Genomic DNA, 26,734 nt, shown 5'->3' on the forward strand with positions numbered 1-26,734 from the left:
AAGTGACAATTCTTTTTCAGCGATTATCTCTTTATAAGCTTGAATCTCTCGCTGAAGGCGAAGAATCTCTTTGTCTTTATCAGAGTTACTAACGCTGGATGGGCTTGAAAAACCTCCTTTTTCGTACTGGGAAACCCAGTTATAAATGTTTGCACTCGAGACGTTAAACTCCTTAGATGTCTTAGCAGCTCCGTGTTCTTTGTAGTAATTCACTATGGTCAGTTTTTCCTCCTGGCTCCATGATTTTTGATGCTTTCCCATTGAATCACAAATTTAAAAGTTATACCCTAATTTGTGTCCAACTTTTTAGCGGGCTAGATTCTTGGTATCAAGATATCATCAATCCTTCTATACCCAAGGGTTCAAGTCTAGTATTAAGAGCAAAAATTAGAACAGAAAAAATTGAAGGTGGAACCGTTGCCATGTATATTTATGGGCTTTTTGATAATAAGAAGAAAGAAAACTTCTTTGTATCTACTGAAGGAAGTCAAAAAATTGAAGGGACATCTAATTTTAAAGAATATTCATTAAGATTAGACAATTACGTTGACAGATACAGTCCAACAGAAGTTTTACAAGTTGGATTAATTATATCAGGGTCAACTACAGGAGATGTATATTTTGACGATATATCACTCTTGATAGAATAATTGTATTACGCTCCCCGATGGCGCGAGCGTCCCCGCTCGTGACAAATATTACAAGGCTTCCAGCCTTTTGCCGCAAATTAGGCTAAAAGTCTAAAAATAATCAGCGCGAGCATCCCCGCTCGCGCTATCATTACAAGCACTTTATAATCATTGAAAGTTATCGTCGAGATTGCCCCGTTGTAGCTTTGTGCTTCTAGCCAATATACATAAAAATCACTAAGTGAAAGTTACTGAATGGAATTGCCCGAATACGTAAAAAAGAGAAATGGAGTTCCAATTGGGAACCCTAGTTCACTGAAAAATAATTTACAAAGGTCGCTTGGAGCCAAAAACTTTTCTACTTTTTGGAATTTTTGGAATCCTATTTTTGGCTATTATTTGGGTTTAAAAATCTTCAAACCACTAAAAAAAATACTTCCAGCTGGGTTGTCATTAGTTTTAACATTTGTCTTCTGCGGTTTTATTCACGATTTAGTTACGACTTTGATAAGAGGAAGACTTTCATTGTTTTTTTCTGTTTGGTTTCTTTTAATGGGAACAGCTGTCACAATTTCAAAATTTATACACTACGATTTTTCAAACAAAAAATGGATTTTTAGGGCTTTTATCAACTTATCAATAATTGGCTTATGTTTGTACCTAACAAACTACTTAAACACAATATTTAAGTATTATTAACGCCAATGGCGCGAGCGTCCCCGCTCGTGACAACTATTACAAGGCTTCCAGCCTTGTTACTTTTGCGATGAAGTAGGCACAGGGGTAGCTTCAAAAGTAATACAACCCTGCAAATTTGTTCGGAAAACAGCGCCCGATTGCGTCTCAAAACCTGGCAATAGCGTCACACTCTTGCTGGCATCAAAAACCACATTCGTCCCAGTTGCGACCGTTCCTAATGCTGTAATGTTCCCATCTCCAATCAAAAACCCAAACCTATCCTGCCTGCCTGCGTAGTGAGTTCCTGCCTCAATCGGCGCTTCTGTAATATAACGATTGTCGGGACAGGCTTCTTTGGGCTGAAATTCATACGCACCAATGTCAAAAGCCAAGTAACGGAGATTGTTGAGGATGTCAAAAGAGGGAGCCAAAGCATAAGTTCCCGCATCGACGGCAGGGCTGGTTCGTTGCAGTCGCAGGCCGTCGTCGGTAGTGCCGCCAATCAAATCGGGGCCGAGCAAATTGGTTTCACTCACAAAAAGTGGATTGACCGCAAAAAGATTGTTGGCAGCCGTAGCCCCTATGCCATTGGGCGTTTTGTCTAAGGGGTATTGTGAAGCGGCAAACTGCAAAATATTGTTTTTAAAATCTCGGCCATTTCGTTCAATAAAGAAATCGGCATAGATCGTCGTCGTGTTTGTCCCAATGGCGTTTTTGTAAAAAATATTGTTGTATGTTTTATTGATGTCAATAGGAACACCAGCAATGCCTGGGTCGTAGGTGTAAAACGCTCCTCCCGCAGTTTGTGCCGAATTGTTATAAAAAGTATTGTTAAAAAACTCACCCGTATAAAGGTCATTGCGCACCGCACCACCTACCCCCGCAGCCGCCCTATTCCCTGCAAAAACGTTGTTATTGGCTTTCAACGTAGTTTCTGAAATGTAAAGGCCACCACCATCAATTGACGCTAAATTTCTATCAAAATAATTGTTATTCAACACCAAAGGAGAACTCAAACGAAAATAAAAACCTGCGCCAGTAGCGGCATTGTTGTGCTTTATGATACAATCGGTTATTTCAAAAGAAAAACTGCTATAGGCATAAATCCCTCCGCCATATTGGTTGGAGGTACCCAGCGCATTGCCTCCTTTGATGGTAAAACCTTTAAGTAGCAGCTGTCGTGCCCCGTCATAGGTTGTTAGCACATGGTTGGCATTTTCGGCGTTGTTTGAAATCGCCAATGTACCACCCGCACCCGTCACGATGTCGTTGTCAGAAAAGTCGCCCGAAAGAATGGTTTCATTTTGACGGGCTTTTTGAGTCGAATATTCCGCAACTGACTCCGTACCCACAAATCCACCATAAATTTTCAACCCGCCTTTGAGGGCAAACGTATAGGTACGATTTGATCCGCTCGTGACTCCAAACGCCCGTCGATGCGGTTTATAAGTACCTTTGGCTACTAAAATGGTATTGTTATCGCAGTTGTTGACATACATCAATGCCATTCCAAAAGCAGTAGCCCCTCTGAACGCATTGGCCCAACTGCTACCATCGTTTAAACCCGTTGAAAGGTTGGCATTGACGTAAAATGTTTGATTGGATGGCGCGGTATTTTGATATTCATACGCCCCCATGTCCAATGAAATACTTGCAATATTATTGGGAATGGAAGGGACATCAATCTCTCTGGTCTGGTTGGCCATGTCCACCCCTTCGGTAGAACCATGCGTGCCTTGGTCTTTGCCAGGTGTGCAAGACGTAATCCGCAAACCATCATCGCGACTGCCCCATTTTCCATCAACACCTGCAGGAAAATCTGGATTCATAAATTGCGGCTCGGAGCTCATACACTCGCTACACCAAGAAATAGAAAACCCACCTTGAACATTGGAAGCATAGCCAGTAACGGTACTACCATTGTTGGCAATACCCGCCAAACTCGGGCTATTATTGTTCCAAATGATGTTATTGATAATGAACGGCCCTGAGTTATAGTTGTACATCGCCCCTCCTGCTACATTGGCGGTATTCTGGACAATGGTACAATTTCTCATATCGGCTGCCGAGCCTTCGTGGTTATAGATGCCACCACCACCTGCTGTTGCGGTATTTTCGGCAATGACCGAGTTGGTGATGTAAGTATTGGAACTGTTGTTGAGAATGCCCCCGCCATCGGTGGCTTGGTTTTCGACGATAGCACACAGCGCTATTCTCATCTGCGAAAATACACAAAGCACCCCTCCCCCCCAGCTTCGATAGTAAGTACGCCCTGCGACTGTGACACTCGTTGTGCCATTGGCGTTTCCATTTTTGATGGTAAAGCGTTCTAAAATGGTATTATTAGCACAGTCGATGGCCGTTACTACATGGTAGGCGTTGTCGTTGGTTTCGTATTTGGTACCAAGGTCGCCGCTCAAGATAGTTTCGTTGAGGTGGGAATTTCGGGTGGCGCGGTTGGTTTCATTTCCAGCAAAGCCGCCATAAATTCTAAGCCCAGATTTCAACAGAAATGTATTGTTGCGGTTGGTTGCGCTGGCCGTACCGCAGGTAGTGCAGCCACTCGGGTAGGCTGTGGGGAAATATGTACCCGCCGCTACCCAAAGTTCATCTATGGTGGGGGAAGCAATGTTAATCATAGCCTGCAAGTTGCCAGAAGCATTGGCCCATGAGCTGCCGTCGCCAGTACCAGAGGCAATAGGTTTTACGTAGCGAATCACCGCCAGCGCCTGACTAGAAACAAACAAGATAAGGACGATGAAGGGGAACAGCTTTTTCATGGTTTAGCCAAAGTAAGAAGGTTATCTCACAAATGACGAAATAAACAACTACCTAACCAACAATCACTTAGGTTATTTTAGCAAGATTTTATTAAACGGTAATTGGTGAACTGCTCGCGCTATCACGCCTTCAACATTAAATCCCAGTGGTTTTTTGCTTTTCTGGACATTGAGACTCTAAACCTATCAACCATGACTTTCTTTCAACGATGGACGGTGGCGGCCTTGCTTCTGGCCAGCCCCCAACTAATGGCCCAGTCAAGTTATCCTACCATTGGCAAAGTGGTTCGTAATGATTCAAAATTGGATGCGTTGGTCGCCCCTGATGCCAAAATCGAAGTACTTGCCTCTGGCTTCATCTGGGCAGAAGGACCCGTGTGGGTCAAGTCCCAAAACTGTTTATTGTTTTCGGACGTGCCTGCCAACACCATTTTTAAATGGAGCGCCAAAGCAGGGCTTACCACCTTCTTGAAACCTTCGGGCTTTACGGGAGCAGGCACCTACGGCGACGAACCTGGCAGCAACGGCCTCACCCTAGACCAACAAGGCCGCCTCATCGTGGCCGAGCACGGCGACCGTCGGATTTCGGCCATGCCGTTGTCCAATGCAGGCAAACGAACCATTGCCGATAATTTTCAAGGAAAACGTTTCAACAGTCCTAACGACGTGGTGCAACATTCGAGCGGAGCCTATTATTTTACTGATCCGCCTTACGGAATGCCCCTCAAACACAACGACCCCACCCGCGAAATCGACTGGTTTGGGGTCTATCGCGTGGGCAACGACGGCAAGGCGAGTTTAATCACCAAAGAAATGACCCGTCCCAACGGCTTGGCGTTCTCGCCCGATGAAAAAACGCTCTACGTTGCTCAGTCGGACCCCGACAAAGCCATCGTTATGGCCTTTCCTGTACTTGCTGATGGCTCGGTAGGAGCAGGAAAAGTTCTTTTTGACGCCACACCGATGGTCAAGCAAGGATTGGCTGGCCTCCCAGATGGGCTCAAAACCGACCAACAAGGCAACCTCTGGTGTACGGGGCCAGGAGGCGTTTTAATCATCACGCCAACGGGGCAGTTATTGGGTCGAATAGACACGGGCGAAGCCACCGCCAACTGTGGCTGGGGTGACGATGGCACCACCTTGTACATCACCGCCGATATGTACCTTTGCCGCATCAAAACCAAGGTAAAAGGGGCGGGTTGGTAAGCCACAAAACTTTAAAAATCATAATAAAAAAAGAAGGCCAAAAGCCTTCTTTTTTTATTGAATATCTTCTCAAAATTTCTTGTAAATCGCTTAAAACCTACGAACTTTGTAAAGTAATTACTTGTCTATATAACAAGAAGTAAGCGAGGAAATAATACGTTAAAACCATTAGTTAGATGTCTGAGAGTAGAAAATTTTATGTTTATGGGTTGTTTGTGGTGGTAGGAATGATTTTTCTATTTCGACTATTATACCTCCAAGTTCTTGACAATACGTACGAAACCGCGAGCAACTCCATCCGCGCCATTCCCGATGTGCCAATGCGCGGACAAGTCTATGACCGCAACGGGAAATTGATTGTTTTCAACACCCTCGTATATGACTTATACGTGACGCCAAGCAAAGTGAAAGTGGCCGACACATTGGCGCTTTGCAATTTATTTAAAATAACACGTCCCAAGTTTGATAGCCTAATGCAAGCGGCCAGAACATTTTCTTACCGCAAGCCTTCCCTTTTTCTTCGTCAGCTTTCAAAGCAAGAGTTTGCCCGCATTCAGGATGCCTTGGTGGACTACCCTGGGTTCGACTACCAAAAAAGCTCCATTCGGACGTACTCAGCTCCTACCCTTGCGCACGCATTGGGCTACGTGAGTGAGATTTCAAAAAAACAACTTGATGAACAAGACTACCCTTACTATCGTCAAGGAGACTTGGTGGGACAAAGTGGATTAGAAAAATTTTATGAAGAGCAACTTCGCGGTCGCCGAGGTGTGCGCTACGTCATGCAAGATGTGAATGGCGTAGCCAAGGGTGCCTGGAAAGACGGTGAAATGGATACCGTGGCCATGGCAGGACAAAATCTCTATACAAGTATTGATTTAGATTTACAGCAGTACGTCGATAGTTTGATGCAACACAAAGCAGGTGCAGTGGTGGCCATTGAGCCTTCTTCGGGCGAAGTGATTGCAATTACTTCTGCGCCCAGTTACGACCCTGCGCTGTTTGCTACCCGCGATTTTTCAAAGAATTATACTGCTCTTCAAAAAAACCCCTACCGCCCGCTCTATAACCGCGCTGTGATGGGAAGTTATCGCCCAGGTTCTACTTTCAAAACAGTACAGGCGTTGGTCGCGATGCAAGAAGGGGTGATTGGCCCTGGCAGTGTGTTTAGCCACGCAGGAGCACCTATGAAATGCCACCCACATGGTGGACTTGCGGGGGTAAATAGCGCCATTCAGTGGTCGTGTAACCCTTACTTTTACCACGTGTTCCGTCGGATGATTTATGCCAATGCTGAGAAAAATGCGTTTAAGGCTTCTTCTATTGGCCTCAAAAAATGGCACGAATACACCGAGAAATTTGGGTTTGGACAAAAACTTGGCGTGGACTTGCCCAGCGAAGCCAAAGGGGTGCTGCCTAGCGTTGAGTACTATGACAAACGCATTGGCAAAAACCAATGGCGTTTTGGGCAAATTTACTCTCTCAGCATCGGAGAAGGTGAATTGCTCATTACTCCCCTGAAATTGGCCAACTTAGCCGCTACCATTGCCAACCGTGGTTGGTTTAAAGTTCCGCACTTGGTGAAAGGAGTTGGAAAAAACAACAACCCACTTCCCGAATACAACGAAAAACACGAAACAGGCGTTGCCCGTTATTATTATGAACCCGTCGTGAATGGCATGGAAATGGCCGTCGTTCGTGGTACAGTGGCGCGAGGGGCAATGATTCCAGGCATTCAGATGTGCGGTAAGACAGGAACTTCACAGAATAAAAAAGGGAAAGACCACTCTATCTTTATTGCATTTGCCCCCAAAGACAATCCAAAAATTGCGATTGCCGTTTTTGTTGAAAACGCAGGATTTGGTGGGTTTGCAGCCGCTCCCGTGGCGTCTTTGGCCATCGAACGCTACCTCAATGGGCACGTACAACGGAAAGCCTACGAGGCAGAATGGAAAAACAAAAACTTCCTTCAAAACGTAATTCTTCCTCGTTCGCAGCAACCAAAACCCAAAAATGTTGCTCCTACTCCTCTCAAACCAGAGGCAACGATTGTCCACCAAACAGCTCCCAAAAGCACAGCGGTACCTGCGCCTTAGGTTGCTCGGGGTTCACTCACTTGGTTATTTATTTTTGATTTTTTGAAACGACATTATGGCTCGTAACGAACAAAATATTATTCAGAATTTGGATTGGCTGTCGGTCTTGATTTACACAGCTTGTGTTTCAATGGGTTTGTTCAACGTCTATGCCTCGGTGTATGACCCCGAAGAACAAACCAAGCTTTTTGACCTTTCCAACAACGCAGGGCGCCAATTTATGTTTATTGGTACGTCGGCGCTCATTGTCATTGCCATTTTGGTCATCGACCACAAATTTTGGGAAGTCTTCGCGCCTTTTATTTATGGCGCCTGTATTTTGCTTCTTTTGGTCGTATTGGTGGTAGCAACCGACATCAAAGGCTCCAAATCATGGATTAAATTCGGCTCGTTTTCGCTCCAACCCGCCGAATTTGCCAAAACTGGAACGGCACTACTCCTGTCCCAATTCATAACCCAACCCCACATTAACCTATCGCGTTGGAAAGACATTGCTTGGACGGCAGGCATTATTTTATTACCAATGGTTCTCATTGTGGCCTCCAAAGAAGTGGGCTGTGCCCTCGTATTTGTCTCGTTCCTGATTGTACTTTACCGTGAAGGACTGCCTGGCATTTACCCTTCCATTGTCTTGGTAGCCATTGTGTTGTTCATTTTGTCACTGTTTTTCTCCCCTTTATACATTTCTCTCGGGTTGTCATTGTTTGGACTTTTGGTCTATTACTTCATCATTCCTCGGTACGACCGCACTAAAAAAACGGCCATCAACCTCGTCGTCATTTTTGGATTAATGATGTTTTTTACGACCAGTGTGGAGTTTTTGGTCAATAACGTCCTCCAAACCCACCACCGCAACCGTATCAAAGTGTTGGTTGACCCAAAACTAGACCCCACAGGCATCGGCTGGAACGTAACCCAATCCAAAATTGCGATTGGTTCAGGACGGCTTTGGGGAAAAGGGTTCTTAGATGGAACACAAACCAAATTTAACTTTGTCCCCGAACAACACTCCGATTTTATCTTTTGTACCATCGGCGAAGAACACGGTTTTATCGGAAGTGCTGCCGTCGTTTTATTACTACTCGGGCTCATGTGTCGGGTGGTATTTTTGGCCGAACGACAACGAACGCGCTTCGCAAGGGCTTATGGCTATTGCGTGGCAGGCATTTTGTTTTTCCACTTTTTGGTCAATATTGGCATGACAATCGGACTCATGGTCGTCATCGGAATCCCGCTGCCGTTTTTTAGCTACGGGGGTTCTTCGATGTGGTCCTTTACGATTCTGTTGTTTATTTTTCTTAAATTAGACGCGCAGCGGCCTTATACGCTGTCGCGAACCTAATTTCCTCTATAGATATGGCCTTTATTGCCAACAAAAAAAAACCGTTTAAAATCAATAAAGAGCTTCGCAATTACCTCGAAAGCTACAACCGAGAGGTAGCACTGCCTATTGATTACAGCTACTTATTACGATACGAAAACGCCATTCCGCTTTACGACAAAAAAGGAACTGATACGCTTTGGGAGACGGTTTTTTATTCTTACAGCGAAATAGATGAGATTTACGACGCTCTCAAAACCATTTACGCCGATCTCCGTGCCGACGGGGATTTGTCGGTAATGAAGCACTTGTACGTGGATCGCGTGGACGTTTGTTCGTACGGCAATTCTCGTCCTTTTCGGGTACGAATTGTCAATAAAGTGAACGATAACTTCGATTATTTTTACATCAAAAATGCCGATTCGTCGCGGATTTATGGCCTTGAATTAGAACACATTCTTTCGCCTAACCGAATCAGTTACATGACCAGCGGCGATACACTGGTAGAAGAACACATTGCGGGAATCCCTGGGGATATGTTTATCAAAAACTACCTCAATGAGCCAAATCTCAACGCCATTCGTTTTTGTAAAGAGTTTGTCAAATTCAACGAACGCTGCTTCGTAAGGCTATTGGGCGATATGCACTCCAGCAATTTTGTGGTGGACATTACCCCTGACTTTGAAGAAATTTACTACCGTATCCGCTCCATTGATTTTGACCAACAGTCGTACGAGGGTAAAAAAGCGGTGTATCTGCCCCAATATTTTAAGCAAAACAACGCCATCATCGAGCTAGGAATCAAGTGCTTGACCAATGAAAGTGTGCTCCAATACCAGCGAGAAGAGCGTTCGCTGATTGCGGGAAGGATTCGCGTAGAGCGTTCACGGATTCAGGATTTGATGAGTGTGATGATGGAAGACCAAATTTGTCTGCCCGACAACTTGGTTCAACTAAAAAGCGAACTCGCCCAACACTATCGAAACAACAGCTTTTTGCAGTGTCGAAGCATGGGCGAGGTCGTGATGAAGAGCTTAGAGCTTGTATTAGCGCATTAAGATTTACTGTTGTCCAAAGACTTTTTTCAACAATTCAGTAGCGCGGGCAACGGGGTCTTTACGGATTTTTCGTTCTTCTTGGGCAACCAAGACGTACAAACCATCAACGGCTTTTTGGGTGGCGTACTGTTTCAAATCTGGATTGATTTTCTTTACCAAAGGAATTTTGTTGTAAGCCGTTATCAAATCGGCGTAGTACTTGGTGGTATTGTTGAGTTTCAAGGTACTGTCAACCACGGGATAAAACTGTTTGTACAAATCGGTGCTTGTGGTACGTTTCAAATAACTCGTTGCCGCAGTTGAATCTCCCTTCAAAATCCCCAAGGCATCCTGAATACTCATCGACGTGATGGCCTTCACAAAAATAGGTTTTGATTTTTTGGCGGCATCCTCGGCCGCACGGTTCAAAGACAACAAAAAACGATCTACTTCATTTCCTAAACCTGCCTTGCGCAGCGTAGTTTCAACTTTCTGAATATCAGAAGGAAATGGAATCCTGATGAGGGTGTTTTTGTAATAACCATCCACCGCCGAGGCTTGTGCCGAACCGTTTGAAATCCCTACTGTAAGGGCCTCTTTGAGTCCTTGGACAATTTCGTCGTTGGTCAGGCTGGTACCTCCCTTGGTTACGTCGGTGATGGCCGTTTCGGCTTTTTTTAACAAATCCCCAAAGGTACTTTTTTTCTTGGGCTGATCTTGGGCATACACACTCGTACCGAGTACAAAAGCCGCACAAACGCTAATAATAGATTTCATGGACAAAAAATGTGGGTTTTAATTGGTCTAACCTTTGGACAACAATGTTTATAGGTAGTAACATCATTGCTCCGTTTATATTTTCAAACCTAAAGCATTGGTACAACGTTCATACCAAAAGAGAATTTTGTCTAACTTTGAAAAAAAATTAGAATACATGGTCAGAGCAGAAGTAATCACGATTGGCGACGAAATATTGTTTGGACAAATCACGGACACCAACACCCAATGGATAGGCACCGAACTTACCAATATTGGCATACGCCCCATCCGAAAGTCATCGGTGGGTGATACTGAGGCCGCTATTTTGGAGGTGTTGGCCGAAGCCGAATCCAGGGCAGATGTCATTCTAATTACGGGAGGTTTGGGGCCTACCAAAGACGATATTACCAAAACAACGATGTGCAAATACTTTGATACCGAACTGGTTATCAATGAACATGCTTTGGAAATCATCACGTCGTTTTTTGTCAAACGGGGTCGCCCCATGACGGAGCTCAATCGACAACAAGCGGCGTTACCCAAAGCTTGTACCTACATTGCCAATTATTGGGGAACGGCGCCAGGCATGTGGTTTGAGCGCAACGGCAAGGTTTTTATTTCCATGCCAGGGGTTCCGTTTGAGATGAAAAACCTCATGACCAACGCCATTTTACCCAAGCTCAAGGCGTTTTTTGAAACGCCCGTCATTCAGCATAAAATGATGCGAACGGTGGGAATTGGAGAATCTTTTTTGGCCGAACGCATCGAAGCATGGGAAGACGCTTTGCCTCCACACATCCGTTTGGCCTATTTGCCAAGTTTTGGGCAAGTGAAGTTGCGCCTCACGGCTACAGGTACTGATGCCGAACAGCTCAAAGCCGAAAATCAAGCGCAAGTGGACAAGGTGCTTCCGTTGATTCAAGAATTCGTTTTTGGATTTGATGACGATGAAATGGAAACGGTAGTGGGTCGTTTGTTGAAAGAACGGGGTGAGACTTTAGCCACGGCCGAAAGCTGTACTGGGGGCTACGTATCTCATTTGATTACGAAAGTACCTGGTTCATCGCAGTATTTTATTGGTGGTGTGGTGAGTTACAGTAATCAAGTTAAAATAAATCAATTGGGTGTAAAACCAGAAACGCTAGCAGAATTTGGTGCGGTAAGTGAGGCTACCGTCATTGAAATGTCAGAAGGAGTTCGTCAGCGCTTGGGAACAACCTACGGTGTAGCCGCAAGTGGCATTGCGGGCCCCGACGGTGGCTCAGAGGAAAAACCCGTGGGCACCATCTGGATTGCGTGCGCTGGGCCTTCAGGCACCGTAACCCAAAAACTACAACTTGGCAAATTCCGTGAACAGAACATCCAATACACGGGGATTTACCTCTTGAATTTACTTAGAAAACAGATTTTGGCGAATCGATAAACATCAACAAAATGGCAATAGTAGAAATGGTGATGCCTCGCATGGGTGAGAGTGTCATGGAATGTACCGTCATTAGCATCTTAAAAAAAGTAGGCGACCGCGTCGAAGCCGACGATTCGGTGATGGAAGTGGCTACTGATAAAGTCGATACGGAAGTTCCTACTCCTTACGGTGGCGTCATTGCAGAAATTTTAGTAAATGAGGGCGATGTCGTTCCCGTCGGAAATGCCATTATCCGTATTGAAACCGATGGTTCGGTGGTTGTTCCCGTAGCCGAGGAGTCAAAGGAAGTACAAACCCTTGAAAAAGAAATCGAAACGGTTACGCAATCGTTGGTAGCCAATGTCCAGCCTTCCTCTTCAACGCATACAAGCAGCGAGGTTGTTGGTACTCGGTTTTATTCTCCTTTGGTACAAACCATCGCTAAAATGGAAGGCGTATCTCTCCAAGAACTCGAACAAATAGCAGGAACAGGAGCTGAAAATCGCGTTACTAAAAAGGACATTTTAGACTATTTGGCTAATCGTGGTTCTAGTCCACAGTCCATGGTCGATAGTCCACAGTCCGTGGTAAAACAGGAAACTGAAGCTGGATTCCTCCTTCGTCGGAATGACAAAGAACAGGAAACAGGAAACCCAAAACAGGAAACAGGAAACAAACCCCCACAAGCAGTCGAAGTGATTCCGATGGACCGAATGCGGAAGATGATTGCGGAACGAATGGTGGAATCGAAGCGAATTTCGCCGCACGTTTCATCTTTTGTGGAAACCGACATGACCAACGTGGTTTTGTGGCGCAATCAAATCAAGGACGAATTTAAACGCCAAACGGGCGAAGGATTGACTTTTACCCCACTTTTGATTGAAGCGGTTGTAAAAGCCATCAAAGATTTTCCGTTAATTAATATTTCGGTAGAAGGAGATACTATCCTCAAAAAGAGAGACATCAACGTTGGGATGGCCGTGGCGCTTCCAAGCGGCAACCTCATTGTTCCCGTTATTCACAACGCCGATCAATACAGTTTGATTGGACTTGCAAAAAAAGTCAACGACTTGGCCAACCGTGCTCGTCAAAACAAACTGACTGCCGACGACCTTGCGGGAGGCACTTATACTGTTTCAAACATTGGTACTTTTGGAAACATCATGGGAACGCCCATCATTCTCCAACCCCAAGTAGCCATCATGGCTTTTGGCGCCATTCAGAAACGCCCTGTGGTTATCGAAACTCCCCAAGGCGATGTCATCGGTATTCGTAGCATGATGTACATTTCACACTCGTACGACCACCGTGTGGTTGATGGTGCTTTGGGAGGAATGTTTGTCAAACGAGTAAGCGACTACCTTTCTGAATTTGACTTGAATCGTAAGTTGTTCTAAGCGTTTTACGCCACAGGTGTTTCCTAAATTGCGTCTGAGACGCTAGGCCATTTTCGCCCCGACGTCCTACCATTTTTCGCGTCTGAGATGCTAGGCCATTTTCGCCCCGACGTCCTACCATTTTTCGCGTCAGAGACGCTGGGCCATTTTCGCCCCGACGAGACGTCGGGGCGAGCTTATTTAAGGACGTTGAAAATTAGGATTTAACCAACCCATCGGCACATCCGCCACAATGCTTCCATCGGGATCAAGTACTCTCCCCTCTGCCCGACCTTCAACTTTAAATCCTATTTTTTTATAAAGCTCAATGGCCGTTGGGTTACTTTCACGGGCATGAAGTTCTACTCGTAGTATGTCTTTTCTTTCCGTTTGAACGTATTCCAACAAAGCCGTAAACAATCTCCTCCCGACGCCTTTCCCCTGACAATCAGGGTGTACACAAATGGTTGTATCTCCAAACAAGTGCGTAAAACACTCAATTCCCAATGAATAGGTGTGGACTTCGGCCACAATCTCACCCGCTTCTTCGGCCACCATCGAACAACCATTGGTTAGGCTTTTACTCAGAAAATTATAAATATAGCTTTCTAAAATCTCGTGTTCTTTGCGGGCAATCCCTCCCGAGCGCCGCGCAACGGTTTTGTACAATTGCTGGATTTGACTCAAATCCTCCAGCGTTGATTTTCTAATCTCCATTATGATAAATAACTTGGTTAAAACTGGTCAAACGATAAATGTCCCACGGCTTCGTGCGCAATTTCGCGAATGTGTGGCAGTACGGGGTTGGTATCTTCGGAACGCCAAATTAAATACAATTGGGTAAGGTTTGGCAATTTGATAAAGCGTACTCCCAACGCCGACGAACCCTGACGATACGAAATAGGAAGCACTGATAAACCGAGTTTTTTTTCTACCAACCGCAAAATTGTAGCTCCATAATTGGAGTGATAGACTACTTTTGGCCGAAAACCACCTTGTTCAAACACATTGTTCAGCAACTTTCCATAGTTGACATCCATTTCGATCTTGGGCAGAATGAAGCCTGATTCCAAGCACTGCTCAATGCCCGTAAAAGTATGTTCATTGAGCCAATGATTGGTAGGAACGACCAAGGCAAAATGTTCTTCAAACAACAATTGAGTCGTAAAATGCGCATCCGTAGAAATCTCACGGGTAAAGCCCACGTCAATTTCGTGACTCGATAAAGCTGCAATAAGCTCGACCTCAGCGATTTCCGTAAGTTGTACTTTCACATCGGGGAATCGTTGGTACATCATCGACAAGACTTCGGGAAGAATGGAATAAAGTGCCGAACCAGGGTGGCCCATCCGTATCGTGCCAATCGAACCGCCGTGGATTCGTTGGGTTTGTTCAATGATATTCCTCAACTGAAGCTGCATTCGACTGATTTCATCCCGAAAATAGCTTCCTGCAGGCGTCAATTTTACGTTACGCTTGTCACGCTCAAACAAAACAACCCCCAACTCCTCTTCCAATTGCTGAATATGGCGGCTGAGTGCAGGCTGAACGATAAATAGTTTTTCGGCAGCCCGAGAAAAATGCAACTCCTCTGCAACACCCAAAAAATAATTCAGTTGACGAAAATCCATTTTATAAAAAGAAAACACTTATACGTTTTCAGCATAAATCTATCAAAAAATAACATTTCTAATTATTAAAACCACTTATTTAATTTGCAGCATTACTTTAAAACTCACCACCACCTATATTGCCATGATACAAATTTCGGAGTACCAATCCATCTATGAAGAGCCCATTATTGACTTAATTTTGGACATTCAACAGATTGAGTTTAAAGTCCCCATCACCCTCGAAGACCAACCCGATTTGTTGATTATCCCTGAGTTTTATTGCAAAAATGCGGGTAATTTTTGGGTAGCTACCACCGTTGATGGCACTTTGGTAGGCACAATTGCCCTTATCGACATTGGCAACAACATGGGAGCCATACGCAAAATGTTTGTCCACCAAGACTATCGCGGAAAAGCATTCGGAGTGGCTTCGCTCTTACTTTCGACGCTGTTGAAACACTGCGAATTACACAACATTGAACACATCTATTTGGGCACTAACCCCCGCCTCCAAGCAGCAATGCGCTTTTACGAAAAAAATGGTTTTGAACAACTGCCCGTTGAGTCACTTCCTACTGCCTTTCCGCGCATGGCCGTGGACAGTATCTTCTACCAAAAGACCATAACTAATGCTCTCACACAACATCTCAATTAGAACTGACTTTCGTCCCGAACACGACGTTGAAGCTGTTGCCCAACTTCACGATGCTATCTATAGCGATGGGTATTCGTTTGGGGGGGCTATTTTTTCTACGTACGTAAAAGAGGGCTTAGAAGAATTTACCAATCACTTTTCTCCCGACCGAGATGCGGTTTGGTTGTGTGAAGTTGAAGGAAAACTAGTAGGGAGTCTTTTTCTAATGAACCGAGGTGATAAAGCTCAATTAAGGTATTTTTTGCTACGACAAGAAGTGAGAGGACTGGGGCTGGGCAAACGTTTAATGGGACTATTTTTTGAATTTTTACAGAAAGCAAACTATGCATCTTGCTATTTGTGGACGGTAAAAGGTCTAAATGAAGCCGCCACTCTTTACCTAAAATACGGCTTTATCTTGACGGAAGAAAGCGAAAGTACAGCATTTGGAACGTCTGTTATCGAGCAAAAATACGAAGTACAACTCCCTCACGTACTTCCCGCCCAAATTAGTGATGCTGAGGAATTACGGGCGTTAAGTCAGCAGACCTTTGTTGATACGTACACCGAGTATAATACGTCTGAAAACATGGAAATGCACATTTCCACAAAGTTTACCCTTGTGCAAATTCAGAAGGAACTTACTGATGCTACGGTTAAATACTTACTTTTAAAAAAAGGCAAACAGCTTATTGGTTTTATTAAATTAATCAAAAACCACGCGCCCAAAGAACTTACTTCCGAAGGAGTCGTAGAAATTGAGCGATTTTACGTCGATAAAGCCTTTCACGGCTTACAGCTCGGCAAGTTTTTAATGAATTATACCCTCGACTGGTGCCGAAATATGGGGTTCGCCACTGTTTGGTTGGGCGTTTGGGAAGAAAATGCCCGCGCGCTACGGTTTTACACCAAAATGGGGTTTGAGAAAATAGGCGAGCACGTTTTTGTACTTGGCACCGAAGTGCAGAATGATTATGTAATGGCTCTCACACTTAAAATGTTATAAGTCACTACTTCACCACCAACTTTTCTTCCTTTTCAAACACCGTTATCGACAACGGATAGCTGCTATCCAGTTTGTTGTACGTAGCCGATTCTTGATTGAGGCGGTGTTTGGTTACTTTGGTGCGGAGCGTCAACGATTGAGAACTTTTCAACGTCTGTTTCAACACAAAAGAGCGTTCTTCGCCAGGATTTAGGTTGTTGTCTGAAAGTTTTTTAGCAGCAGGCCACCATTCCCATTTCTCTCCAATTCGGTCGGATTTTGAAGCAATAACTTTGTTTTCAGCATTTACGAGTTCCAACAAAATCGAGTAGTAGCGTTCGGGATCACCCGTTGGAAGGCGGTGCCCTGCAAATTCATTTTTCAACGTCAATCGGTAGTCAAGTTCCTCACCGACCTTGTAAGTAGTAGCCAGCTTTGAAGTCGTGAACGATAGCCCATTCAGTCCCTTGGTTTTAGCACCTTTCTCTTTGGGTATGCCCGACCCTGCAAAGTAGTGTAAATGGCTTAGGCGTTTACCATAGCCTGTTACAATTTCTCTTTCTACGGGCTCCATGTGACAGCTAATGCACGTTTTTTTGCCGTAATAAGGCCCTTTTTTCCATTCATCGCCCGTTTCAAAGGTACAAACGAGCGTTGGCGTTACGACAGCACTGGCATTATGACAAGAAATACAGAGTTTTTCTGATAAAAATTCGGGGTCTTTTTTGGTGGCGTGCGGGGCTTTGGCCGTACCTGTTGTACCAATAACAACATTATCGCGCACGTGGCAACTGGCACAATTGATTCCCTCTTTCTGAAGCTCAGGGTCAAAGTGGGGATTTTTCTGTTTTACAGGCTGATAAATATCCCCATCAAGCAGCCCCGAAACTACGTATTCTTGTTGATTTTGAAGCGGAATATGGCAATTGATGCACAAATATGGGCTAGACTCTTTCCTCAACTCCGCCTGAAACTGTTTGTCCGTCCACGCGTGAGAGTGAGTCGAATATTGCCATTCTTCGTAATGTGCCTGATGGCAAGCTCCGCACTGTTTGGCGCTCAAAGAAGCCAACCCTTTGGGAACTTGCTGATGTGGCACCGCCTTTTCCCACGTTTTGGTCAGCGGTTTTACTTCTTTTTCAGTGGCTTTCAGATAGACTTGATACGCCACCATTCCCACAAAAACGGCAAGAGAAAGGTATAGGAGTTTTTTTGAGGACACTATTTCAAATTTTTACGACGGTTACGTTGGAAATCTTCAAGCACAAATCCGCCCAAGCCTTTGAGGTTGCTGTAATACGCTCGCCCGTTGTTGACCCGCGTAAATTCCTGCACAAATTGCTTCAAATAAGGATCCGAAGCAATCATGAACGTAGTAATCGGAATGTCCAAACGACGGCATTGCGCGGCCAAAGTAAGCGTTTTGCTGACAATCTTGCGATCGAGGCCAAAGCTGTTTTTATAATACTTTATTCCTTCCTTCAAACAAGTCGGTTTTCCGTCGGTAATCATAAATATCTGCCTGTTTTTGGTCTTGCGGCGACGCAACAAATCCATCGCCAATTCAAGCCCCGCCACGGTATTGGTATGATAAGGTCCTACTTCCAAATACGGCAAATCTTTGATTTGAATTTGCCAAGCGTCGTTTCCAAAAACAATAATATCGAGCATGTCTTTGGGATACTTGGTTTTTATGAGTTCGGCCATGGCCAACGCCACTTTCTTGGCGGGTGTAATACGGTCTTCCCCGTACAAAATCATGGAGTGACTAATGTCAATCATCAGCACCGTAGCCGTACTGGTTTTTTGCTCTTTATCAACAACCTCTAAGTCATTTTCTAACAAATAGAAATCTTCGGCACCGTGGTTGATTTGGGCATTTTTGATAGACTCCGTCATCGAAATTTGTTCCAACGAATCCCCAAATTGAAAATTACGAACATCGCTACTCAGTTCATCTCCCACACCCGTGTAAGGTGTACGGTGATTTCCTCCCGACTTAGAACGTTTGAGCTTTCCAAAAATCTCTTCAAGGGCACTTTTACGAATACTACGCTCGCTTTTGGGCGTCATTATGACTTGGCCTTCTTCGTTTTCTTCGGTAATGTAGCCTTTGCGCTTCAAATCGTCGAAAAAATCACCAATTCCATATTGGTCATCTGTCAGTTTGTATTGACGATCCAATTGATTCATCCACGACATCGCCTGCGACACATCGCCCGAAGTCATCAAAAGCAATTGTTGAAAGATGTTCAACAACTCGTCAAATTTGTTTTTACCTGATTGCTCAGACGGTTTAAATTCAGAAAAGCGATGACCTATCATGTTTAAAAAGGTTAATAAGTGGCTAACAAATAATTGAAGATAGAAGTTTAGAACTGACCACTACAAACTCCATAAAAAAATCCTCTCGCTACAAAAAGGAGAGGATTTTTTAGGAGATTTTATAAATTATGCTTTTTCGCCGCAGAACTCGTCAAATGCCGTAATGAGGTGTTCGCCAATCATTTGGGCATTGCGTCCTTCGATGTGGTGGCGCTCAATAAAGTGAACCAATTCATCATCTTTGAAAATCGCAATGGCAGGAGATGATGGAGGGTATGGCAAGCAATACTCACGCATTTTGGCCGTTGCTTCTTGGTCAGCACCCGCAAACACGGTTACCAAGTTATCAGGTTTCACGTCGCTGTAGTGCAACGCTCCCAACACACCTGGACGGGCGGCACCTGCTGCACAACCACACACAGAGTTTACAACGACCAATGTCGTTCCTTTGGCATTGGCCATGAATTGATCCACTGCATCAGCCGTTTCGAGGCTAGTAAAACCGTTATCGGTCAATTGAGCCCGCATAGGAGCTACTAAATGTGGAGGATACATAATCTGTTTACAGTTTTAAAGTTGACAGTTTTAAATATAGTATTCGCCTTTGGATTACATAAACCCAAGTTCGAGTTTGGCTTCGTCGCTCATCATATCTTGAGAGTACGGCGGATCCCAAGTCAGCTCAACGCTCACATCGTTGATTCCTTCAATTTCGCGAATTTTTTGTTCTACCTCAACAGGAATCGTACCTGCTGAAGGACACGATGGCGACGTGAGGGTCATTTCGACATAAACATTGTTGACAGGGAATATTTTTAGGTCATAAATCAAGCCAAGTTCCCACACGTCCACGGGGATTTCGGGGTCATATACTTGCTTGATGGCTTTGACTACTTCTTCTTTCAGTTCTGCTTCAGACATAATACGTAAGTGTTAAGCAATAAGTTGTTTTTGGGCAAAGTCTTTCATACGTACAATCATTGAAGCCAAACCACCTGCTCGGCGCGAAGTGATGATGGTGCTCATGCCAATTTTTTCAATGAAGTACAAATCAGCGTTGGCTACATCCTCTGGTTTTTCGCCCGAAAGGATTTTAATCAGCAAACTCACCAATCCTTTACTAATTTGGGCAGTAGGTTCACTATCGGCCTCAAAATAAACGCGGTCGCCGCGCATTTCGGTATGTAACCACACCCGCGACTGACAACCTTTGATGAGGTTATCATCGGTTTTATATTCCTCCGCAATCGGAGACAGCTTTTTTCCCAAGTCAATGATATACTGGGTTTTTTCCAATTGGTCATCGAAGAGGTCAAAATCTTCGATAAGAGCGTCCTGTTTTTCGTTAATTGTCATTTATTTTTTTTGTAACAGCGTTGTCAAATGCAAATCAAAACCTAAGCTTTTTTATTTACGTCCTGAATGCCTGATAGCTAAAACTAAAACCTCATCATCTGAGGTTACATAAATTACCGTGTACTTACCAACCAAAATCTCTCTTAGTGGTTTTATTTGCATTATTGGACTCATTTTTCCCAGGTAGGGAAACTTTTCTAATAACTCTAGTTGATGAAAAAAGGCATCCACCCAATCTTTTGCATAAGCTTCAGAATAATCAGAAAGCTCAAAAAAAATTGACTCTAAATCCTCCCTTGCTTCTTGAGTTAAGCGCGCTTTTGCCATGAATCAACCATTTGCTTCATTTCGTCCAAAGAATAGGTTTCTCCTTTCTTCGCTTGTTCAAGAGAACGTTCTATTTTTTTTAGAAAAATGATATTCTCAATGATATCGTCTGCTGTTACATCTTCTGGCAGCGCTTGAATTGATTCCAATATTTGTGTCTTAGTAATCATATTCTGTTTAACTCAACATTTTTTTAACTCTCTCTAACCCCACCACTAATTTATCAATTTCTTCTTTTGTATTATAAACGGCAAAAGAAGCGCGGGAAGTTCCGACAATTCCAAGACGTTTCATCAACGGCTGCGTGCAGTGGTGTCCCGTCCGAACGGCAATGCCTTGTTGATCCAAAATGACGCCAATATCTTGCGGATGAATCCCTTCCATCACAAACGACAATACACTTACTTTCTCCTTGGCCGTACCCACAATTCGCAAACCTTCAATGCTTTGCAAAGCGTCTGTTCCATATACCAAAAGTTCATGTTCATAATCAGCAATAGCCTGTTTCCCAAGTGCTTCTACGTACTCAACGGCCATTTTTGTTGCCACTACATCGGCAATATTAGGCGTTCCTGCTTCAAATTTGTAAGGCAAATCGTTGTACGTCGTTTTTTCAAACGTTACTTCTTTTATCATTTCCCCGCCACCACGGTAAGGCGGCATGGCATTCAATATGTCTGTTTTGCCGTACAACACACCCATTCCCGTGGGGCCGTACAATTTATGCAAAGAAAACACGTAGAAATCGCAATCCAACGCCTGAACGTCAATGTCAATGTGTGACGTCGCTTGTGCACCATCAATCAGGACTTTCGCTCCTACTTCGTGCGCTTTTTTAATGATTTCAGCCACGGGATTGATGGTTCCCAACGCGTTTGAAACGTGAACAACCGACACCAATTTAGTGCGCTCTGAAAGCATCTTTTCAAACTCATCCATGAGCAATTCGCCTGCATCATTGATGGGAATGACCCTAAGTACACAGCCTTTTTCTGCACAAAGCATCTGCCAAGGCACAATGTTGGAGTGGTGTTCAAGGGTGCTTATGATGATTTCATCCCCTTCATTTAGAAACGTACGGCCGTACGATTGAGCAACGAGATTGATTCCGTCGGTCGTTCCGTAGGTAAAAATGATTTCTTCAACGCGGGGTGCGTTAAGAAAAGTTTGGATTTTATGGCGCGAAGCCTCGAAAGCAGAAGTTGCTTTTTCGGCTAAAAAGTGAATACCACGGTGAATATTGGCGTTGTAATGCCCGTAATAGTTGGCCAATGCCTCAAGTACAGGAAGGGGTTTTTGGGTAGTGGCGGCGTTGTCAAAGTAAACTAATGACTTACCATGAACTACCTCATTGAGAATGGGAAAGTCTTGGCGTATTTTTTGAATATCTAACATAAACACAAATTGACGTACTGTCAACAATTTTTTACTTTTGGTTAAGACAACAAAATAAAACAGAATTGAGTTTGGACTTTATCTAAATAAACTCAAGTTATCCACTGAAAGGCAAGTTTATCCATTCCTGTAGAAAGTCATTGTATTAAGTTTGGGGATTCTTTACCTTTCTGTCATCAACTTTAAAACTACCTATCGTCATGGTCAATGCAAAACACTTAGCAACGTTCATTTTAGGCGCCGCCGCTGGCGTAGCTTTACACAAGTACCTACAAACCGAAGAGGGGGAAAAGACATTTGAGGATTTGAAAGCGAAGGCCAACGACCTCAAAGGAGAAGCCGAGCAGGCACTCGACAAAATGCCTGAGTATTTTGAACAACTCAAAACGGAAGGTTCTGAGGCTTTGAAGAAATATACGCCCGAGGCAGAACGACTTTTACAAGAGCTGCTAGACAGCATCAAAGGCAAAACGCCCACGGCCGAAGCCGTTCCCAACGACCCACCTTCACAAGGATAGGTAAAAAAGCAAAAGGCGCGTTTGAAACGCGCCTTTTGTATATCCACATCTGCTGAGACGGCTTATTCTTCGCCTGCTACGCTGATGCTTACTGTGTGTTTCACTTCTTTGTGAAGGTCAAGTTGTGCTTTGTAAGTACCTACAACTTTCACGTCTTCGATAGTGATTTTCTTACGATCAACATCAAAACCTTTTGCCTTAAGAGCATCAGAGATTTGGATGCTAGTAACGCGACCGAAGATTTTTCCGCTTTCACCTACTTTCGCAGCGATGTTAAGCGTAATATCTCCAATAGCCGCAGCTAGGTCTTCAGCATCTTTCTTGAGTTTTTCTGCTTTGTGAGCAGCTTGCTTCAAGTTTTCAGCCAATTGTTTTCTATTTGAATCGGTCGCCATTACCGCAAATCCTTGCGGAATGAGATAGTTACGACCATAGCCAGGTTTAACGTCAACGACGTCGTTCTTATAACCAAGCCCAGCAATATCAGTTCTTAAAATAACTTGCATCGTCAGTTTCTCCTTCCGTTTTTTACTTTAATTGGTCAGCTACATACGGTAATAAAGCCAAGTGACGCGCACGCTTGATAGCTTGCGACACTTTGCGCTGATACTTCAAAGAAGTACCAGTAAGGCGGCGAGGTAAAATTCTACCTTGCTCATTTACCAATTTCAATAAGAAATTTGGGTCTTTGTAATCAATAAATTTGATACCCGCTTTCTTAAAACGGCAGTACTTTTTGCGATTTTGGTTACGCTCGATTGGTTCGTTTACAAGTGTCATGTCTTGGCCCTCCTTAGTTGTTTTCAGTTTGTTTTTTTCCAACTAATCCACTGCGCTTACGCTCAGCATAAGTTACGTGGTGCTTTTCCATAGCAACTGTCAAATAACGCATAACGCGCTCATCACGACGGAATTCAGTCTCAACCGTTTGGATAAGGCTAGGCTCCGACTTGAACTCAATCAAGTGATAAAAACCAGTGTTTTTGTTTTGGATTGGGTAGGCCAATTTCTTGAGCCCCCAACTCTCTTCGTGTACGAGTTCCGCGCCGTTATCGGTAAGGAGTTTGCGGAACTTATCAACGGTGTCCTTCATCTGTTGATCAGATAAAACGGGAGTCATAATGAACACCATCTCATACTGTTTTGTGAACATACTGAGAATTGTTAAATGTGTATAAAAATAAACTCATTGAAAATGAGCCCGCAAAGGTATTATTATTTTTTTGAAATTTCAAAAATTACGACCTATTTAGTTGGAAAATAAAAAAAGAACCATAGTTTTGATACTCGAAACTCCGTATTTTTTCTACTTGAGATGTTCATATATACAACACCATTTTGCTATGCCTACCCCTATTCAACTGACAAGTGACTTCAAAAAGATGACAACCAAAGCTATTTTAGCGATTTTCTTCTTTGTAGTGGTGTACCTCATTTTAATTGTTCTAGCCATTGGCCTCACACTTTTGAGTAGCTATTTGGGTATCATGTTCATCACCCTAAAAGTCCAATGGATAACCATTGCGGTTGGGGCTGGGCTCATCGTTATGGGATTACTTGTTCTTTTGTTTTTACTCAAGTTCATGTTCAAAAAGCACGTAGTGGACCGCTCTCACTTGGTGGAACTTACGGCAGAGAGCGACCCTCACTTGTTTGCGTTCATAGATTCACTTGTTAAAGAAGTAGGCACCCAGTTTCCAAAGAAAATTTACCTTTCTGCCGACGTCAACGCCTGTGTTTTCTACGATTCTAGTTTTTGGAGTATGTTTTTGCCCATACGTAAAAACCTTCAAATAGGCTTAGCACTGGTCAATTCTGTTTCGGTTTATGAGTTTAAAGCCATACTTGCACACGAATTTGGACACTTTTCTCAGCGGAGCATGAAAATTGGAAGTTACGTGTACAACGTTAACCAAATCATTTACAACATGCTCTATGACAACAACTGGTACGGCACGTTAGCTCAGAAAATTGCGGATGTACACGCGATTATTGGCTTTTTTGTCATGGTTGCTGCCAAAATCATTCAAGGCATTCAGTTTATCCTGCGTAAAGTGTATGAGGTGGTCAACCTCAGTTACATGAGTCTTTCTCGCGAAATGGAATTTCACGCCGACGAGGTGGCTGCCAACATCACTGGTTCTAAACCTTTGATTACGTCTCTCCTGCGTTTTGGCCTTGCCGACGAAGCCTATACTAATGTACTCAACTACTACGACGAAAAATTTACGGAGGCTGTTACGACGAACAATATTTATCCACAACACCATTTTGTGCTTGGTTTTTTGGGCAAAGAAAATGGGTTACCACTGGTCAATCACTTACCCATGGTAAGTCTTGAACAGCTCAATCGTTACAATAAATCGAAATTAGTCATTACGGACCAATGGGCTTCACACCCAAGTACCGAAGATAGAATAAAACGATTAGAACAACTTGACATTGAGCCGATATTAGAAGATTTGCGACCCGCCTCTGCCGTATTCAGCCACATCGAAACCCACCAGCAACTTCTCACCCAAAAAATTTTCACGAACGTCGCTTATTCAAAGCCAACCACTGAACTTCCAACCCAAAAATTTGCAACAGATTACGCAGAAAACTACCGTAAGCGTCGGTTTAGCGCGTTTTTTAACGGTTATTTTGATGTCCAAAATTTACTTACGCAGCTACCAGATGTCGCTTTAAATCCACCGTCAAGCGCCACTGTTAATGAATTATTTGGGGCAAAAATGATTGAAACCCTTCACAACACAATGGCACTACAGTATGATTTAGCAACCCTTACACAAATAGCAGAAGGAAATACTGGTATCAAAACTTTTGACTATGACGGGGTGAAATATACCGTCAATGACTTGGCTCAACTCCTACCCTCCTTGGAAAAGGAGTTAGGTGAGTTGAAAGTAAAAGTAGCAGAAAACGACCAAGCGATCTACCATTCTTTTCATCACTTAGCTACCCAACAAGGAGAAATCGAGCAATTTAACGCCATCTATCAGGCATTTCTGGAATTTGATCAATGGAGCAATGACTCAATGGAAGTTTTGGGTAAACTATCTGGCTCACTTGACTTTATTCAGGAAACCACGCCCTTTGAGACGATTAGAGAGAACCTAATAGCGGCAGGAAAAATCGAAACCGATTTTAAGCAACACATCGAGAAGCTTTTGACATTTTCTCTTCTTGAAACAGAGCTGTCGCCACAAATGAAGGAAAGCTTCAAAAAGTACCTCTCAAAGACGTGGGTGTATTTTACTCAACCTAGCTACGACGACGAAGCTCTCAATGTGCTTTTTGATGCCATCCGCAACTTCAATTCGGCCGTTTCTAATGGTTATTTTGCTCATAAAAAACGTGTCCTAGATTTCTTTGAAACCTTGGCAACGGCTCAACACAATTAGTGCATTTTTGCATCTTTTTCTCCCGCTTCTACGCGCATCGCAAGCGTGTTTTCGGCAGGAGGCAATGGACAAGTCGCGTAAGGACTAAACGCGCAAGGCGGATTAATAGACTTGTTGAAATCAAGTACAACATTGCCAGCTTCGTCTGGCTTGTCGGTGTACAAAAAGCGCCCTGCACCGTAGGTTTCGTGGGAAGTAGTTTTGTCTTTGAAAATGATAAACAAACGCCCACCTCCAGCATCTGTCGCAGCTAGGCGGTACGTTTTGCCTTTCCACTCAAACACAGCATGGCCTACCAAGGGCTGCTGGCTTACTAAACCCAATACGTCTGTTATGGCAATGGTGCGCGGTGTAGTAGGTTTTTCCAATTTAGCCGCGATTTTCCAGGAATCGTTAATTGCAAAACGGTCAACTCCTTGAAAATGACCCAAAACTGGATGTTCTAAGTCACGTAAACGAATACCATATTTAGGACCTCTTTTTATGATAAACCAGCGTAAAGCGCCTTGTTCCATCGTGGTAGTTTTCCCGTCTTCAAACACAAATTCGGGCGAGGTGCCTACTTCTAACAATTTTACTTGCGCACTTGGGTCAGCTTTAAACGCTACTTTTCCGTCTTTTAAGGTCAAAACTCCCACTTGTTTTGATGCTTTTTTGGGAAAAACAATGTCATTTTTTTCATCGCTACCAAAGCTATTTTCTCCCTCTTTTAGCCAAAACAAGCCCGCTAAGTTCAACCAACCTTCTGCACTTTTGAGACTTTCAATCCGCTTTTGATGCCACTGATTTATTTCATTTTGGTAGGCTCCTTCGTCGTTTTTAGCTATAAAACTCACGAAAAATAAACTGACAACTACCGATAAAGTAAGAATGGTTGGGTTCGCTTTCAT

The 26,734-nt window shown here is 43.8% G+C and carries 28 protein-coding genes; 11 read left to right on the forward strand and 17 right to left on the reverse strand.

What is annotated here, in order from left to right; genetic code table 11:
• A partial coding sequence (locus K339_RS0115775) for a transposase (RefSeq protein ID WP_028522454.1) occupies nt 1-261 on the reverse strand: 261 nt, incomplete at its 3' end.
• Here K339_RS0115775 and K339_RS0115780 point away from each other — a divergent pair.
• Complete coding sequence (locus tag K339_RS0115780; protein WP_028524455.1) at nt 240-650, forward strand: hypothetical protein; 411 nt, start codon at nt 240-242, stop codon at nt 648-650. The two genes, K339_RS0115775 and K339_RS0115780, sit on opposite strands and share 22 nt — an antisense overlap.
• Nucleotides 651-1,384: 734 nt before the next feature.
• Here K339_RS0115780 and K339_RS0115790 read toward each other — a convergent pair.
• Nucleotides 1,385-4,087, reverse strand: a complete 2,703-nt coding sequence (locus tag K339_RS0115790) for a 3-coathanger stack domain-containing protein (protein ID WP_028524457.1) — start codon at nt 4,085-4,087, stop codon at nt 1,385-1,387.
• 192 nt (nt 4,088-4,279) lie between these two features.
• On the opposite strand from K339_RS0115790, the gene K339_RS0115795 reads away from it, so the two are divergent.
• From K339_RS0115795 to K339_RS0115810, 4 genes are all read left to right on the forward strand, one after another.
• Complete coding sequence (locus tag K339_RS0115795; protein WP_374754643.1) at nt 4,280-5,293, forward strand: SMP-30/gluconolactonase/LRE family protein; 1,014 nt, start codon at nt 4,280-4,282, stop codon at nt 5,291-5,293.
• Between the two features lie 176 nt (nt 5,294-5,469).
• Entirely contained in the window at nt 5,470-7,389 is a 1,920-nt protein-coding gene (gene mrdA, locus K339_RS0115800; protein WP_028524459.1) for a penicillin-binding protein 2, read from the forward strand.
• Nucleotides 7,390-7,444: 55 nt separating this feature from the next.
• Nucleotides 7,445-8,731 (forward strand): rod shape-determining protein RodA, encoded by a 1,287-nt coding sequence (gene rodA, locus K339_RS0115805; RefSeq protein ID WP_028524460.1) that lies wholly within the window; start codon nt 7,445-7,447, stop codon nt 8,729-8,731.
• A 14-nt stretch (nt 8,732-8,745) separates the two neighbouring features.
• The gene (locus K339_RS0115810) at nt 8,746-9,768 is read left to right on the forward strand and encodes a hypothetical protein (RefSeq protein WP_028524461.1); all 1,023 of its coding nucleotides are present in this window, start codon (nt 8,746-8,748) and stop codon (nt 9,766-9,768) included.
• A 3-nt stretch (nt 9,769-9,771) separates the two neighbouring features.
• Here K339_RS0115810 and K339_RS0115815 read toward each other — a convergent pair whose 3' ends face one another.
• Nucleotides 9,772-10,524, reverse strand: coding sequence for a DUF4197 domain-containing protein (locus tag K339_RS0115815; RefSeq protein WP_157607612.1), 753 nt, complete (start codon nt 10,522-10,524; stop codon nt 9,772-9,774).
• Nucleotides 10,525-10,681: 157 nt separating this feature from the next.
• Between K339_RS0115815 and K339_RS0115820 the strand changes: the two genes are divergently transcribed.
• Both K339_RS0115820 and K339_RS0115825 read left to right on the forward strand, forming a co-directional pair.
• Nucleotides 10,682-11,929, forward strand: a complete 1,248-nt coding sequence (locus K339_RS0115820) for a competence/damage-inducible protein A (protein ID WP_028524463.1) — start codon at nt 10,682-10,684, stop codon at nt 11,927-11,929.
• 11 nt (nt 11,930-11,940) lie between these two features.
• Nucleotides 11,941-13,308, forward strand: a complete 1,368-nt coding sequence (locus K339_RS0115825; protein ID WP_028524464.1) for a dihydrolipoamide acetyltransferase family protein — start codon at nt 11,941-11,943, stop codon at nt 13,306-13,308.
• Nucleotides 13,309-13,488: 180 nt separating this feature from the next.
• Here the strand turns inward: K339_RS0115825 and K339_RS0115830 are convergent, their stop codons facing one another.
• Complete coding sequence (locus K339_RS0115830; protein ID WP_028524465.1) at nt 13,489-14,004, reverse strand: GNAT family N-acetyltransferase; 516 nt, start codon at nt 14,002-14,004, stop codon at nt 13,489-13,491.
• Between the two features lie 17 nt (nt 14,005-14,021).
• Complete coding sequence (locus K339_RS0115835; protein WP_028524466.1) at nt 14,022-14,918, reverse strand: LysR family transcriptional regulator; 897 nt, start codon at nt 14,916-14,918, stop codon at nt 14,022-14,024.
• A 124-nt stretch (nt 14,919-15,042) separates the two neighbouring features.
• Here K339_RS0115835 and K339_RS0115840 point away from each other — a divergent pair, with 124 nt between their 5' ends.
• On the forward strand, nt 15,043-15,555 hold the full coding sequence (locus K339_RS0115840) for a GNAT family N-acetyltransferase (RefSeq protein WP_028524467.1): 513 nt from the start codon (nt 15,043-15,045) through the stop codon (nt 15,553-15,555).
• Nucleotides 15,530-16,540 carry a GNAT family N-acetyltransferase gene (locus K339_RS36690; RefSeq protein ID WP_051398044.1) on the forward strand — a complete coding sequence of 337 codons (1,011 nt, stop codon included), beginning with the start codon at nt 15,530-15,532 and terminating at the stop codon, nt 16,538-16,540. Before K339_RS0115840 ends, K339_RS36690 begins: the two co-directional genes overlap by 26 nt.
• 4 nt (nt 16,541-16,544) lie before the next feature.
• Here the strand turns inward: K339_RS36690 and K339_RS0115855 are convergent, their stop codons facing one another.
• The 8 genes from K339_RS0115855 to K339_RS0115890 all read right to left on the reverse strand — a co-directional run bounded on the left by K339_RS0115855 (nt 16,545) and on the right by K339_RS0115890 (nt 21,922).
• On the reverse strand, nt 16,545-17,741 hold the full coding sequence (locus K339_RS0115855) for a multiheme c-type cytochrome (RefSeq protein WP_157607613.1): 1,197 nt from the start codon (nt 17,739-17,741) through the stop codon (nt 16,545-16,547).
• Nucleotides 17,741-18,844, reverse strand: coding sequence for a vWA domain-containing protein (locus K339_RS0115860; protein WP_028524469.1), 1,104 nt, complete (start codon nt 18,842-18,844; stop codon nt 17,741-17,743). Before K339_RS0115860 ends, K339_RS0115855 begins: the two co-directional genes overlap by 1 nt.
• Nucleotides 18,845-18,970: 126 nt before the next feature.
• Entirely contained in the window at nt 18,971-19,399 is a 429-nt protein-coding gene (locus K339_RS0115865; RefSeq protein ID WP_028524470.1) for a BrxA/BrxB family bacilliredoxin, read from the reverse strand.
• 54 nt (nt 19,400-19,453) lie between these two features.
• Complete coding sequence (locus K339_RS0115870; protein WP_028524471.1) at nt 19,454-19,765, reverse strand: SUF system Fe-S cluster assembly protein; 312 nt, start codon at nt 19,763-19,765, stop codon at nt 19,454-19,456.
• Between the two features lie 12 nt (nt 19,766-19,777).
• On the reverse strand, nt 19,778-20,200 hold the full coding sequence (locus K339_RS0115875) for a SufE family protein (protein ID WP_028524472.1): 423 nt from the start codon (nt 20,198-20,200) through the stop codon (nt 19,778-19,780).
• 51 nt (nt 20,201-20,251) lie between these two features.
• The gene (locus K339_RS33850; RefSeq protein ID WP_037300781.1) at nt 20,252-20,527 is read right to left on the reverse strand and encodes a type II toxin-antitoxin system RelE/ParE family toxin; all 276 of its coding nucleotides are present in this window, start codon (nt 20,525-20,527) and stop codon (nt 20,252-20,254) included.
• On the reverse strand, nt 20,509-20,697 hold the full coding sequence (locus tag K339_RS0115885) for a hypothetical protein (protein ID WP_028524473.1): 189 nt from the start codon (nt 20,695-20,697) through the stop codon (nt 20,509-20,511). Before K339_RS0115885 ends, K339_RS33850 begins: the two co-directional genes overlap by 19 nt.
• A gap of 7 nt (nt 20,698-20,704) precedes the next feature.
• Nucleotides 20,705-21,922, reverse strand: a complete 1,218-nt coding sequence (locus K339_RS0115890; protein ID WP_028524474.1) for a cysteine desulfurase — start codon at nt 21,920-21,922, stop codon at nt 20,705-20,707.
• Nucleotides 21,923-22,122: 200 nt separating this feature from the next.
• Between K339_RS0115890 and K339_RS0115895 the strand changes: the two genes are divergently transcribed.
• The gene (locus K339_RS0115895) at nt 22,123-22,440 is read left to right on the forward strand and encodes a YtxH domain-containing protein (RefSeq protein WP_028524475.1); all 318 of its coding nucleotides are present in this window, start codon (nt 22,123-22,125) and stop codon (nt 22,438-22,440) included.
• A gap of 62 nt (nt 22,441-22,502) precedes the next feature.
• Here the strand turns inward: K339_RS0115895 and rplI are convergent, their stop codons facing one another.
• Genes rplI through rpsF form a run of 3 tightly spaced genes read right to left on the reverse strand, consistent with a single transcriptional unit; the run spans nt 22,503 to nt 23,593 of the window.
• The gene (gene rplI / locus K339_RS0115900) at nt 22,503-22,946 is read right to left on the reverse strand and encodes a 50S ribosomal protein L9 (RefSeq protein WP_028524476.1); all 444 of its coding nucleotides are present in this window, start codon (nt 22,944-22,946) and stop codon (nt 22,503-22,505) included.
• Nucleotides 22,947-22,968: 22 nt separating this feature from the next.
• Nucleotides 22,969-23,220 (reverse strand): 30S ribosomal protein S18, encoded by a 252-nt coding sequence (rpsR, locus tag K339_RS0115905; protein ID WP_028524477.1) that lies wholly within the window; start codon nt 23,218-23,220, stop codon nt 22,969-22,971.
• A gap of 13 nt (nt 23,221-23,233) precedes the next feature.
• On the reverse strand, nt 23,234-23,593 hold the full coding sequence (rpsF, locus tag K339_RS0115910) for a 30S ribosomal protein S6 (protein WP_028524478.1): 360 nt from the start codon (nt 23,591-23,593) through the stop codon (nt 23,234-23,236).
• A gap of 190 nt (nt 23,594-23,783) precedes the next feature.
• Here rpsF and K339_RS0115915 point away from each other — a divergent pair, with 190 nt between their 5' ends.
• A complete protein-coding gene (locus K339_RS0115915; protein WP_037300785.1) occupies nt 23,784-25,844 on the forward strand; it encodes a M48 family metallopeptidase in 2,061 nt (686 codons plus the stop codon).
• Here K339_RS0115915 and K339_RS0115920 read toward each other — a convergent pair.
• On the reverse strand, nt 25,841-26,734 hold the full coding sequence (locus K339_RS0115920; protein ID WP_037300787.1) for a DUF1684 domain-containing protein: 894 nt from the start codon (nt 26,732-26,734) through the stop codon (nt 25,841-25,843). The two genes, K339_RS0115915 and K339_RS0115920, sit on opposite strands and share 4 nt — an antisense overlap.

The sequence above is a fragment of the Runella limosa DSM 17973 genome, assembly GCF_000482465.1.
Lineage (GTDB): Bacteria > Bacteroidota > Bacteroidia > Cytophagales > Spirosomataceae > Runella > Runella limosa.

What these genes read in the sequence shown, in the direction of transcription:
- K339_RS0115780 (WP_028524455.1), top strand. Translation starts at nt 240, where the DNA reads ATGATTTTTGATGCTTTCCCATTGAATCACAAATTTAAAAGTTATACC.
- K339_RS0115790 (WP_028524457.1), bottom strand. Translation starts at nt 4,087, where the DNA reads ATGAAAAAGCTGTTCCCCTTCATCGTCCTTATCTTGTTTGTTTCTAGT.
- K339_RS0115795 (WP_374754643.1), top strand. Translation starts at nt 4,280, where the DNA reads ATGACTTTCTTTCAACGATGGACGGTGGCGGCCTTGCTTCTGGCCAGC.
- mrdA (WP_028524459.1), top strand. Translation starts at nt 5,470, where the DNA reads ATGTCTGAGAGTAGAAAATTTTATGTTTATGGGTTGTTTGTGGTGGTA.
- rodA (WP_028524460.1), top strand. Translation starts at nt 7,445, where the DNA reads ATGGCTCGTAACGAACAAAATATTATTCAGAATTTGGATTGGCTGTCG.
- K339_RS0115810 (WP_028524461.1), top strand. Translation starts at nt 8,746, where the DNA reads ATGGCCTTTATTGCCAACAAAAAAAAACCGTTTAAAATCAATAAAGAG.
- K339_RS0115815 (WP_157607612.1), bottom strand. Translation starts at nt 10,524, where the DNA reads ATGAAATCTATTATTAGCGTTTGTGCGGCTTTTGTACTCGGTACGAGT.
- K339_RS0115820 (WP_028524463.1), top strand. Translation starts at nt 10,682, where the DNA reads ATGGTCAGAGCAGAAGTAATCACGATTGGCGACGAAATATTGTTTGGA.
- K339_RS0115825 (WP_028524464.1), top strand. Translation starts at nt 11,941, where the DNA reads ATGGCAATAGTAGAAATGGTGATGCCTCGCATGGGTGAGAGTGTCATG.
- K339_RS0115830 (WP_028524465.1), bottom strand. Translation starts at nt 14,004, where the DNA reads ATGGAGATTAGAAAATCAACGCTGGAGGATTTGAGTCAAATCCAGCAA.
- K339_RS0115835 (WP_028524466.1), bottom strand. Translation starts at nt 14,918, where the DNA reads ATGGATTTTCGTCAACTGAATTATTTTTTGGGTGTTGCAGAGGAGTTG.
- K339_RS0115840 (WP_028524467.1), top strand. Translation starts at nt 15,043, where the DNA reads ATGATACAAATTTCGGAGTACCAATCCATCTATGAAGAGCCCATTATT.
- K339_RS36690 (WP_051398044.1), top strand. Translation starts at nt 15,530, where the DNA reads ATGCTCTCACACAACATCTCAATTAGAACTGACTTTCGTCCCGAACAC.
- K339_RS0115860 (WP_028524469.1), bottom strand. Translation starts at nt 18,844, where the DNA reads ATGATAGGTCATCGCTTTTCTGAATTTAAACCGTCTGAGCAATCAGGT.
- K339_RS0115865 (WP_028524470.1), bottom strand. Translation starts at nt 19,399, where the DNA reads ATGTATCCTCCACATTTAGTAGCTCCTATGCGGGCTCAATTGACCGAT.
- K339_RS0115870 (WP_028524471.1), bottom strand. Translation starts at nt 19,765, where the DNA reads ATGTCTGAAGCAGAACTGAAAGAAGAAGTAGTCAAAGCCATCAAGCAA.
- K339_RS0115875 (WP_028524472.1), bottom strand. Translation starts at nt 20,200, where the DNA reads ATGACAATTAACGAAAAACAGGACGCTCTTATCGAAGATTTTGACCTC.
- K339_RS33850 (WP_037300781.1), bottom strand. Translation starts at nt 20,527, where the DNA reads ATGGCAAAAGCGCGCTTAACTCAAGAAGCAAGGGAGGATTTAGAGTCA.
- K339_RS0115885 (WP_028524473.1), bottom strand. Translation starts at nt 20,697, where the DNA reads ATGATTACTAAGACACAAATATTGGAATCAATTCAAGCGCTGCCAGAA.
- K339_RS0115890 (WP_028524474.1), bottom strand. Translation starts at nt 21,922, where the DNA reads ATGTTAGATATTCAAAAAATACGCCAAGACTTTCCCATTCTCAATGAG.
- K339_RS0115895 (WP_028524475.1), top strand. Translation starts at nt 22,123, where the DNA reads ATGGTCAATGCAAAACACTTAGCAACGTTCATTTTAGGCGCCGCCGCT.
- rplI (WP_028524476.1), bottom strand. Translation starts at nt 22,946, where the DNA reads ATGCAAGTTATTTTAAGAACTGATATTGCTGGGCTTGGTTATAAGAAC.
- rpsR (WP_028524477.1), bottom strand. Translation starts at nt 23,220, where the DNA reads ATGACACTTGTAAACGAACCAATCGAGCGTAACCAAAATCGCAAAAAG.
- rpsF (WP_028524478.1), bottom strand. Translation starts at nt 23,593, where the DNA reads ATGTTCACAAAACAGTATGAGATGGTGTTCATTATGACTCCCGTTTTA.
- K339_RS0115915 (WP_037300785.1), top strand. Translation starts at nt 23,784, where the DNA reads ATGCCTACCCCTATTCAACTGACAAGTGACTTCAAAAAGATGACAACC.
- K339_RS0115920 (WP_037300787.1), bottom strand. Translation starts at nt 26,734, where the DNA reads ATGAAAGCGAACCCAACCATTCTTACTTTATCGGTAGTTGTCAGTTTA.